This is a genomic window from Erwinia sp. PPS120 (genome assembly GCF_047918655.1).
In the GTDB taxonomy this organism is placed as follows: domain Bacteria; phylum Pseudomonadota; class Gammaproteobacteria; order Enterobacterales; family Enterobacteriaceae; genus Erwinia; species Erwinia tasmaniensis_A.
This window is the reverse complement of record NZ_JBLREF010000012.1, coordinates 34,831-44,751: the sequence shown is the minus strand read 5'-3', so window position 1 is coordinate 44,751 and position 9,921 is coordinate 34,831. Positions and strand designations below refer to the sequence as shown.

The 9,921-nt window shown below is 55.1% G+C and carries 11 protein-coding genes; 3 read left to right on the top strand and 8 right to left on the bottom strand.

Annotation, left to right across the window (positions count from 1 at the left end):
* Positions 1-582 precede the first annotated feature (582 nt).
* The 3 genes from ACLRGG_RS07790 to ACLRGG_RS07780 all read left to right on the top strand — a co-directional run bounded on the left by ACLRGG_RS07790 (position 583) and on the right by ACLRGG_RS07780 (position 3,352).
* Positions 583-1,704, top strand: a complete 1,122-nt coding sequence (locus ACLRGG_RS07790) for an AAA family ATPase (protein ID WP_416249195.1) — start codon at positions 583-585, stop codon at positions 1,702-1,704.
* A complete protein-coding gene (locus ACLRGG_RS07785) occupies positions 1,701-2,723 on the top strand; it encodes a ParB/RepB/Spo0J family plasmid partition protein (protein WP_416249194.1) in 1,023 nt (340 codons plus the stop codon). Before ACLRGG_RS07790 ends, ACLRGG_RS07785 begins: the two co-directional genes overlap by 4 nt.
* Before the next feature lie 368 nt (positions 2,724-3,091).
* A complete protein-coding gene (locus tag ACLRGG_RS07780; RefSeq protein WP_416249193.1) occupies positions 3,092-3,352 on the top strand; it encodes a helix-turn-helix domain-containing protein in 261 nt (86 codons plus the stop codon).
* Here the strand turns inward: ACLRGG_RS07780 and ACLRGG_RS07775 are convergent.
* From ACLRGG_RS07775 to ACLRGG_RS07740, 8 genes are read right to left on the bottom strand one after another with little or no spacing between them, the layout of a single operon-like run.
* Entirely contained in the window at positions 3,349-3,687 is a 339-nt protein-coding gene (locus ACLRGG_RS07775) for a hypothetical protein (protein ID WP_416249192.1), read from the bottom strand. The genes ACLRGG_RS07780 and ACLRGG_RS07775 overlap by 4 nt on opposite strands.
* A gap of 9 nt (positions 3,688-3,696) precedes the next feature.
* Entirely contained in the window at positions 3,697-4,569 is an 873-nt protein-coding gene (locus ACLRGG_RS07770; RefSeq protein ID WP_416249191.1) for a glycine-rich domain-containing protein, read from the bottom strand.
* Between the two features lie 56 nt (positions 4,570-4,625).
* Positions 4,626-5,231, bottom strand: coding sequence for a YmfQ family protein (locus ACLRGG_RS07765; RefSeq protein ID WP_416249190.1), 606 nt, complete (start codon positions 5,229-5,231; stop codon positions 4,626-4,628).
* Positions 5,228-6,376, bottom strand: a complete 1,149-nt coding sequence (locus ACLRGG_RS07760) for a baseplate J/gp47 family protein (protein ID WP_416249189.1) — start codon at positions 6,374-6,376, stop codon at positions 5,228-5,230. Before ACLRGG_RS07760 ends, ACLRGG_RS07765 begins: the two co-directional genes overlap by 4 nt.
* Positions 6,366-6,812: a phage GP46 family protein gene (locus ACLRGG_RS07755; RefSeq protein WP_416249188.1), complete on the bottom strand. Its 447-nt coding sequence runs from the start codon at positions 6,810-6,812 to the stop codon at positions 6,366-6,368. The genes ACLRGG_RS07760 and ACLRGG_RS07755 overlap by 11 nt, the downstream gene beginning before the upstream one ends.
* Entirely contained in the window at positions 6,809-7,390 is a 582-nt protein-coding gene (locus tag ACLRGG_RS07750; RefSeq protein WP_416249187.1) for a phage baseplate assembly protein V, read from the bottom strand. Before ACLRGG_RS07750 ends, ACLRGG_RS07755 begins: the two co-directional genes overlap by 4 nt.
* Positions 7,390-8,460, bottom strand: a complete 1,071-nt coding sequence (locus tag ACLRGG_RS07745) for a phage baseplate assembly protein (protein ID WP_416249186.1) — start codon at positions 8,458-8,460, stop codon at positions 7,390-7,392. The genes ACLRGG_RS07750 and ACLRGG_RS07745 overlap by 1 nt, the downstream gene beginning before the upstream one ends.
* Positions 8,457-9,875, bottom strand: coding sequence for a DNA circularization protein (locus tag ACLRGG_RS07740; protein WP_416249185.1), 1,419 nt, complete (start codon positions 9,873-9,875; stop codon positions 8,457-8,459). Before ACLRGG_RS07740 ends, ACLRGG_RS07745 begins: the two co-directional genes overlap by 4 nt.
* Positions 9,876-9,921: the final 46 nt, after the last annotated feature.

Here is a 9,921-nt window from a genome sequence, read left to right as displayed (position 1 = left end):
CCCCCCCCAGATATGAGAACCAGTCTCGTGGGCTCGGAGATGTGTATAAGAGACAGCTAATAGTTAAATATACGCGCGTATATTTAACTATTGGTTACGTTATACGACACGAGAATATGTTACGATAACATGCGTTAAGTGTCTTGCTTTTGCGTTACGTTGTGGTTATGGTTAGAAGGTTACGGGATAGATGGTTGCTATATTGTGTCTTGTATCTTTGTTACGTTATGGCTGGTTGTTTTTTGTCGGAATTGGTCCGCGTTAAAAAGGCGTTATTTTGTTCAGGTGACTTTAAGCGTGTTACCCGGCTAATCACCGTTACCGGCTAGTAAAATCATGATGTTAGGGGTGTTACCTGCTTAGCCAGGTGTGGTCCTGCCTGCTTTCGTGGCTGCCAAATCAGGGTGGCGGTGATAAGCAGGCAGAAAGTCAGGCGGGATTTATTTTCTGCTAAATCGTAATAAAATGGTTGTTTTGCGCAAAATTGTCTGTTTCAATGCTTTTCACGCAAAACGACAGGAGAGCATGATGGGTCTTTTACAGAAGTTAGATGAATGTAACGCTCGCGGTCAGGCGTTAACAATGGCCGTTGCGGAGGCGCAGTTTGGTAACGACTCGCCATCTGCACGCACCATTAGTCGCCGTTGGGGGATTCAGGAAGCAAGCGAAATGGTAGGGGTCACGCAACCCACTATCCGCGCGGCTGAACTCGATGGCCGGCTTCCGGTGCCGGATATGATTATGAAGGGCCGGGTTGAGCAGCGCGCAGGGTATTCAATCGCACAGATTAACCACATGCGCGCAGTGTTCGGGCAGCTTCCATACCGCCCGGAAGGGGCTGCGCCGGTAGTTGTCGGCGTCGCTGCACTTAAAGGCGGCGCGTATAAAACCGCGACATCCGTACACTTAGCGCAATGGCTGGCTTTACAGGGGCTTCGCGTACTGCTGGTGGACGCCACCGACCCGCAGGCTACCGCATCGCTCTATCACGGCTACGTGCCAGACTTGCATGTGCATGAAGATGATACGCTGCTGCCGTTCTATCTGGGTCAGCGTGATGATGCCTTTTATGCCATTAAGCCGACCTGCTGGCCGAACCTCGACATCATCCCGTCCTGCCTCGGCCTTCACCGCATCGAAAGCGAGGTTTACCCGCTTGCTGAGGCTGGCAAGCTGCCAACAGCGCCGCATCTTCTGCTGCGTGCGGCCATAGAAACCGTATGGGACGGTTACGACGTCATTGTTATGGACAGCGCCCCAAACCTCGGCGTTGGCACGCTGAACATCGTGTGCGCATCAGATGTAATTGTGGTCCCGACGCCAGCCGAACTCTATGACTACGTATCGATCCATCAGTTCTTTTCCATGCTGCGCGACCTGATTGCTACAGTGGACTTGGGCGGCTTTGAGCCAGACGTGCGCGTGCTGATTACCAAATACAGCCTGCTGCCGGGAAGCCAGTCACCGTGGATGCGCGACATGATTAGCAGCGCATTCGGTGAAATGGTGCTGGATGAGGTGGTGCGCGTGACGGAAGAGGTAGGCAAAGGACAGGTAAAAATGCGGACCGTATTTGAACAGGCAGCGGACCAGCGCGGCACTAATCGTGCCTGGCGAAACGCTATCGACATATGGGAACCGGTATGCAAAGAGATTTACGACAAGTTGATCAAACCACGCTGGAATAAGGAGGACGCACAATGAAACGCGGAGGAATGAGTAAAGCCCCACAGGTTGACATGAAGAAAATCAGTGAGCAGGCAACGGCCACCCCGGCTGGCGCTAAGCCTTCTGCCGTCCCATCAGTTAACCGACTGAATGAATATTTAGGACGAGCGCACGGCGATACGATGACCGTGGACGTGCTCGGCAAGCCGGTCAGATTCACACTACAGGTAATCCCTGCTGACCAGGTGAAACGTAAAACGATGGTGTGGGGGCAGAACGAGCGCCTGCAGGAACTGCTTAACGAGAGCACGCTTGATGACCTGATCCCGACCTTCACAGCTAACGGCCAGCAGTTCCCGGCCTTCGGACGTGATGAGAGTGGCATCATTGAGGTTGCAGACGGAAGCCGCCGCCGTATGGCTGCAATACTGACACAGCGCGAGTACCGCGTTTGGGTCGGCGATATGGACGACCAGCAAATGTCGAGCCTGTCGGAAGTCGGAAATGATTATCGCCCGACCAGTGCTTACGAACGCGGAAAGCGTTATAAGCGTTTGGTTGATGGTAAGTATGCCGGGAACGTGAAAGCGATGGCCGAGGGTGAGCAGCTGCAGCGTCGCGTTGTTATTCGCTGCATGGCAACTGCGGAGTTACCTGTCGAAATCATCAAGCTATTTGCTAACCCTGCGGACCTGTCAGCGCGTGCTGGCGAAGAGATTCTGAGGGTTTACAAAGAAAGTGAGAAAGACATGATGGATCGCGTAAGCGACCTTGAAATGTACAAGCGCACCGAAACGCTAGATCCTGACTTCATTGTTAAAACCCTGAAAGCCGCGAAGCCTCTGACAGAAAAGCCTAAGCCCAGCGTCAGGACATTCGGCAAAGGGGTAACGGCAAAGTATAAGGGGGATGACGTGGAAATAACCCTGAAAGGCGCATCACCTGCACTGATTAAACGCATTGAGGCAATTTTAGAAAATGCAGAGAAAGGGGGCGAAAGCAGCGAAATCGACAGGATGTTTTCAGAACTGGAAGAAAAAACACGGAAGGGATAAAAGGTGCCCTTGCAGCACGCCAGCCGCAAGGGCGTTTCAACGGTCTACTACGACAGGAGAACACGCTGAAGCACGTAATTTAACATCAGCGTGCAGAGGCTAAAAGAGATAAAGCCGCGCAAGCGGCTTTTTTCGCATGTGGATTAAAATAAAGCGATGACCCGGTTAATTAAGCCTGACTTATAGATTACTTAATAACCGCAAGACAGTATATACGCCCTAAATAACCCATTTTAGAATAATTATCAGAAAGTACGGCTCCAGAAATCAAACAGGCATGGCAGAATTGGCGGCGCTTAATATTCCATTTTGGGTTATTAGCGCCCGATGAAAGATAGTCTGTTTTAGAATATTTCAGGGCCGAAAACATGCCGTCAATTTATCCAAACGACTACCGCTCAATCATCGCGGCGCTGGTTCGCGCCCGGAAAGCGAAGAAAATAACGCAAGTTCAGCTTGCGACCGCTATGCGAGTTAAGCAATCACTGATTTCTAAGGCTGAGCGATGCGAACGGCGGTTAGATATTGCTGAGTTATTTCACATCTGCGAATTACTCGGCATATCTGCCGACAGCCTTTTCCTTGCTGTTACACCCCGATTTTCACCTTTGTCACCGTCAAAAGACTAGCTACCTGACGGGTTATCAACATCTGAGCTAACTGATTCACTGTCATCCTGCATAACGGCGGCTAAGTCATTGACGCCAGTGTATGTTGTCTCTGTCGTGTCCAAAGTGATTTTCGACATATCCGACCCAATACCCGTTAAAATTTTAAATGCACTGTCCTGATAAAATTTACCGTCTGCCTCGTTATAGTAGCTTCCGGGATTGCAGCAAATGCCATTTTCAATAGCGACAAGTTTAAATCCAGGAATAACGGTTCCCGGAACTGCACATGCAACATTCTGCACAACTGTTGAACCTGCGATCATCATCGCGTAAATACCTGCTTTCTCACTCATTTCATGACCTTATGATAGTTCAATAACTAAAACGTAACCGTCACCACCGCTACCGCCTGACAGCGCAGACGTTGCTGCACCCGCAGCGCCCCCGATTGCACCGGAACCACCAGAACCATTAGCTCCCGCAACACCTGCTGAAGCACCGCCACCGACCGCGCGTCCACCCCCTGTATCCTGACTACGCCCGCCACGGCCACTCTGGCAGTTGCCATTTGCTGTAAGCAACAGCCAACCGCCTTGTTCGCCTTGGCAGTTTTTGATATTCCCGCCAGTTGCGCCTCCTCCCGTCCCGCCAGCCTGCTGTACAACCGTACCCGATGATGCCTGGCTCGTGACTACAGCTCCGTTTGCTCCTCCGTATCCGATAATTGTTCCGTTAAATGAGGATGCACCGCCCGATGCACCTGAACTCGCTGTTGCAGCCCCACCGGTTCCTACAACTACCGCTGCAGTTGATGGCAGAGTAGTTAAATAGCTTTCTGCATAGCCGCCTGACCCGCCTCCAGCCCCGCCCGACATATAGTTAGAGGCGCAGGAAATTGCATACATACCTGCACCGCCGCCACCTTGTACAAATACAAAGCCGGAATTTGCTTCATTACTTTTAGTGTAAGTCCCCGATACCTTGAACATTTGTACACTAACAATACGACCGCCCTTCTGAGCCGCGAGCAACGCTTTTATTGCTGCAAGTAGTTGCGCGTCATTAGTCGAATCCAGAGTCAGACCGCCGCCATTAACAACCGCGACCAGCTCGCGCTGGATAGTATTGAACCATCCGGCATCAAGGATTGTTGGTGAAACGCCGGTGGCAACTGAACCATTGGTAAACTCCCCCGCACTGGTCGCGGTGGCAGTTAGTTGACTGATTTTCTGCATACAAAAAGATTCCCTCGCCAGTTAAGGCGCTTAGAAAAAAGTAATGAAATTGGGGGTTATTCTGTTGTGTTGGTGTACGCGAATTTGATGATGGTGTGAGACTGAGCCATGCGGGTTAACCGGCATTCAAGCAGCTTGTTTCCCCACGAACGCAGCGGGTCGCCAGCATAGTTTGCCCCGGCCATCGCATAAGTGATCGTGGTTTCCGGTGCCGTAATCAGCATGACAAAAGGCCAGTCGTCACCGTTCAGGGCTGCACCCGCGCCGGACATGCCAGCGCGCGCCTGCCGGAACTGCGTAATCGATACGTCATAACCCAGCGCTTCAGCCTGGGCTTTAAAATACTCTACCGACTCGCCGCCAGTTGCCGTCAGCTTTGTTACAACGGCTTTCTGACGTAACGCTATGCTGTCCGTTTCGCCTATAGCGCAGTCATCGGGCAGCCCGAGCGACTCTTCCCACTCTGCCAGCATGATCGTTGCCGTTGAGGGAAACGCCCCGCGCAGCAGCGCAAACGCCTCGGTATCGCTTTTCTGATACTCCGACGCCACTGCGTCCAGTACCGCAGACTGAACCGAACTGGTGGCGCGCGGCCAGACTTTCCCGACAGGCATCAGCGCCTGTAGTGCGCGCCGGTAATCATCAAGAGAAAATTTGCTCATAGGTAGGTCATTACCCCGCGAACCGGCATGCACCCGGTGGCCATAACGATGTTGGTGGCCGGACTCACAACAATGAATCCTGATGTGCCGCTGATGCCCGCGATCGCAGCCTGAATATCAGACAGAACAATGGTCCCGCCCGGTGCGCCACTGTTGAAAAATACGGTATCGATGGCGGTGTTAATGCTGGCTTTCAGGGTGGCAGAGGCAGCAGACAGCCCGGAAATGGTAAACGGCACACTGGTCTTTACCGGCGAGCAGACGTAGACCACGGCGGTCGCGGGCTGCTGGCTGTAAAGCGCATCCGCCACGGTCAGCTGATTGCCCGTTGCCGTTCCGCCCGGGTACTGCGTTTCATAAGATGACACGCCATCCTTACCGACCGGAAATCCGCTGTCATTGTTGCCGGTGTTACCATCCAGCATGATGTAAACGCCGACAGTACCCGCACCCATCAGGCGACGCACTACCCACACGCGGGTGATACCAGGCACGGCCAGCGCCCATTTTTTATAGTCGGCATCACTGCCGCCCTGCGGGGTATTCTGGAAGGCTCCGAGTACGCGGCTGCGGAATGCCTCTTCGCCCTCAATATCTGCGCCGCCGGTAATGGCCGTGGTCACGGTAACGCCGGAATCAATACCTTCAACAGCGACATCAAACTTCAGCGACGTTCCCGCCGCCGCGTTGCCGCTTGCGCCTCCGCCGGTGGAATCCGCGCTGGCATCGGGTAAGACGGCTGTGACTGTGCCTGACCCCGTTTCGTTACTCCCAATCGTTACGTCTGCGTCCAGCGTGTACTGGTAGCCATCCCCACGATTAAGCACGGCCCCGGCTTTCGCTACAGCGCCCGCCGTTCCGGTTATCGGGACCGACTGGCCTGTCGCAGCCGTGGCGGGCTTGCGGTAAACACGCACCAGCGCGCCCCACATTGCCAGAAATTCCCCGGTGGCGGTGGACGGGTTCGTCTGTCTGGCTATCCAGTCCAGAAAGCCAAAGTGAAGATGACTCATGCCCGCGCAGACGTCGCCCAGCACGCGCATATTTGAGAAGCGCAGCAGCGCCCCGATTTTCTCCAGACCCGTCGTGATGGCGCTCTGTGAACGCGCCCGCAGTTCGGTCAGCGTGGGCCTTTTATACGGCATTGCTCTTCTCCCAAACCCAGTAATATTTGACCGTGTTGGCGGTCAAGTCGGGTTGCTGGTAAGTGATGGACAGGTAAAGGCGTGAGGGATAAACGATCTGCGAGTTAACGCTGATGGTGGCGACAATGCCGTCATCAATCAGCCATTGAAGCGCCTCTATGGCGTAATCAATTGCCTTGTTCGCGACTGCCGTGGTCAGCCTCTGTCGGCGCAGAAGCCAGATACGTGAGCCAATCGGATAATCTGATCCAGTATCGCCCCACCATCCCCGGCGATCGTCGCCCTCGTAGTCGTCATCTTCGCGGGCCTGCCGGTCGGTAAAGAGGCTGATAAAAATAGCGGTCTGGAGGTCGTCACCGGCAGCCAGGTCACCCTGCGCAATCTGCCAGTCGCCCGCGCCGTTTTCGGCGTCCCAGCTGGTCGTGATATCGGTCATTTCACTAACTCCCCGGGCGGGTCGCTCTGGATGGTCGTGCTGCCACCCTGTACGCCTTCCACAAAGTGGTCGTGGCCGTTAAACGTATCGCGCAGCTGCTTCATCGTCGTGTTGTTGGTGCCGGAATTGTCAATAATGTCGCCGGTACACTTAAAAACCGGCGTATCGGCGATAACCTCTTCGGTGCCGGTGATTGTGACCACGGTCGCACGCGATACCGTGACCGGCTGGCCGTTAGCTTCGACGGTGATGCCCTTTTCGGTCAGCTTGATGAACTGCCCCCACTGGTCATAAATGACGGTTTCGCCACCTTTCAGACCGGTATGCCGGTAGGCTTTGCTGTTGGTCGCGATGATGACCGGGTTTGAACGGTCGCCGCCGAGGAACGCCACCACGACATCACTGCCAACAGGCGGTCCGGATGAAAAACCAAATTCAGCCAGGCGGCCCGCCGTCATAACCTCTATGGCGTTCCGGTACTGCAATGTCTGCGCGGGTCCGGCATCATTCATGCCGGTGACCTTTCCGATCCCGAGCATCATTTTTATTTGCCGGTACAGACCAGAAAAATCAGGCATCAGTAATTCAGCTCCATGATGTTTTTATAAAACTGGTACGGCTCCACGCTGAACGCCGCAGGCGGCATCAGGACCATTTCGGCAGCCGTTCCCCGGTCGTCCTTGCGGAAAGTTACCTCGCCCAGCAGCCACAACTGATCGACCAGCCCGAACACCGGCAGCGAAATCGGTATCAGCGTATTGGGTTCCCACAGCTTCCCGGCGCTGTCGCGCCAGCTGTCAACGGTGACCTGCAGACGCTTCGACTGGCCGTAGCGGCGGTTCATTTCCCACTCGATGCACTGCTGCGCCTGCTGGTTAGCGGTCATGGTGCTTTCGATGATGATCGTCCGGTTCCGGTAGCGCATTTTGGCCGCTTCCGGGTCCGTGGCTTTTGCCAGCGCCACCGCGTCATAGGCATCGTTGCCCGCTTCTTCGTTGATTGGCGTAATCGCCATCGAAACGCCGGTGTATTCAGAAAAACGCTCATCCATGCCGCTTTCATAGGCGGCGGCTTCGATGTTCTCGCCCTGCTTGACTCCGCTGGCTGCCTGCCGGGTGCCGACGCGGGTCAGATACAGACTGCCGTCCGGCAGGTCGTAATAAAGCAGCGCCGCCCAGCGGGCAATGCGGTCAATCACTTCCTGCGAGGATTCGCCCCAGTTCAGCGAGAATTGCGGTACGGTGGTCGTTATATCCACGTCGCTGGCGACGGTAATGCCATAAGGCTTTGCCAGCCGCTGCGCTATCTGCAACGGCGTTGCACCGGTGATCACGTTGTTCGGCCAGTAAGCTGAGCAGTCCACCAAATCGGCGCACTTGCTGCGGCCTACGGCGTGGACCTCATGGGATGATCGCGAAATCATGGGTGCCCACCGGTCTATGTATCCGGTCACCACGGTGTCGGTGCCGATTTTGACCACGCAGGGGTCGCCGGGATTAACCAGCTGCTTTTCATCGCTGCCGGGGAAGTGGTCCATCAGTGACAGCTCAAAATCCATCGGCAGACGTTCGATGCTTCTCGTCACGCGCACTGAATCCCAGCCTGTCAGGATTTTCCCGCCAACTGTCAGCGATAATTCATCATTCATGACGTCAGCGCCTTAAAGCTGGTTGGCATAAATGCCGGGTGAATAGGGTCGGCCATCTTGACCAGTGATTCCGCGCGGTCGGCATCCTGATAAAGACGGTTTGCGATCGTCAGCGCAGGTAACGGGCGATTAAAGGCGACGGTCTGGACGCTGGCGAGGCTTGCCCCGTTAACGGTCATCGTGGTGACGAAGTTGGTGCGCAGCGTCATCATTTCCGCATAAAGGTCGTCATAGCCCGCATCCGCTACGGACAGAATTGCCGCATCCATGACGTCGCTGACGCGACGGGTCAGCGCGCTGGCTTCGTCATAGTTCGCGGGCGTGTACTGTGCAGCCGTATAGGCCATTGCACTGGCCGTCAGGGCGTTAATGAACACAACCGCCGCGCTGGCCACACTGCTGTCGTGCGTGTCCTGCCGGTAGGTTGTGTCCGTAAACCCGGCGATACTTTCCAGTGAGTTAACAAGGTCTGCTCCACCGGCTGGGCTTTCAATGATGACGAGAAACACGGCCTGAACGTTCGCCGCATAATCTTCTACGGTTTCGCTGGCCAGCAGTTTGTCGATGGCCGTCGTCAGCGCGGCGCGGTTCTGCACGCCTTCTGCCATTCTGGTGGCCACCAGTTTGTCGTAATCGCTGGTATCAGTGCTGTTACCCGCATCTGATGACTTACCGGATGACGTACCGGACGCGTTTCCCCCGACGTTCCCGGTGTTATAACGGCCATATCGCGTCGAGCCGAACGTACTCTTAAGCACGTTCCCGAGGTTTGTCGCCTGGTTGATCGTGTTCTCAACCATATTTACCCAGAACTGCGCGGTACTTTTCAGCGTTTTAATCGCCTGTGAAACGCTGCGCAGGTCGCCATTAATTTCAGCAATGACCCGCGCAATAGCCGTTGTAATCGTGGACAGCCAGGACGTTTTAACCGTGGACATGGCATCGGTCGCGCCGGTGATGGCGAACACTTTCAGCCCCGATTCCACCATCGTCAGGGTAAAGCGAAACATGCGCGCTTCGTCTTTGTGCTCATGAATGCGCAGGCCGCCTTCCATAACGCTGACCGTCAGCTCGCCGAGCGTCGGGTGGACCAGCGTACCGGACCCGGCTGTCTCTGCTGCGGCTATCAGCGCATCCCGCTGACTCATGACGTCACCGGCACTGTAAACCCGGCTGCTTTGCACGATGAAGCCGGTCAGGTGAATGCGGCGCGTTGAGCGGCCCATATCTTCGACCCAGATAGAATCGCGATACGGGTATTCATGAACCGCCTGGCGGCGTCCGAATACCCCGTCCCCGGATTCAACCGCGAACGGCACGCCCCGGAATGATGCAGGGTGAAGATTTTGCTGCCAGTCATAACTGTCGCCGGAACCGCCGAGAAGTTTTGAAATGGCTGAACCTACGATCGACATTTTGCGAACTCCAGAAACAGAAAACCCGGCGCGGGGCCGGGTCTGT